Origin of the sequence: Rickettsia endosymbiont of Proechinophthirus fluctus, assembly GCF_001602635.1 — a bacterium.
Taxonomy (GTDB): domain Bacteria; phylum Pseudomonadota; class Alphaproteobacteria; order Rickettsiales; family Rickettsiaceae; genus Rickettsia; species Rickettsia rickettsii.
This window is the reverse complement of the sequence record NZ_LECS01000002.1, coordinates 1-233: the sequence shown is the minus strand read 5'-3', so window position 1 is coordinate 233 and position 233 is coordinate 1. Positions and strand designations below refer to the sequence as shown.

Here is a 233-nt window from a genome sequence, read left to right as displayed (position 1 = left end):
TCAAGAGTAGGTAAGGTTCTTCGCGTTGCATCGAATTAAACCACATGCTCCACCGCTTGTGCGGGCCCCCGTCAATTCATTTGAGTTTTAACCTTGCGGCCGTACTCCCCAGGCGGTCGATTTAACGCGTTAGCTCCGAAAGCCACGGCTCAAAGACCACAACCTTCAAATCGACATAGTTTACGGCGTGGACTACCAGGGTATCTAATCCTGTTTGCTCCCCACGCTTTCGT

1 rRNA gene (running past one end of the window) is annotated in these 233 nt (G+C 51.5%); it reads right to left on the bottom strand.

From position 1 onward, the window contains the following. Positions 1–233, bottom strand: a 16S ribosomal RNA gene (locus BG75_RS01320); its annotated part reaches 255 nt to the left of the window's first position; the annotation flags it as partial.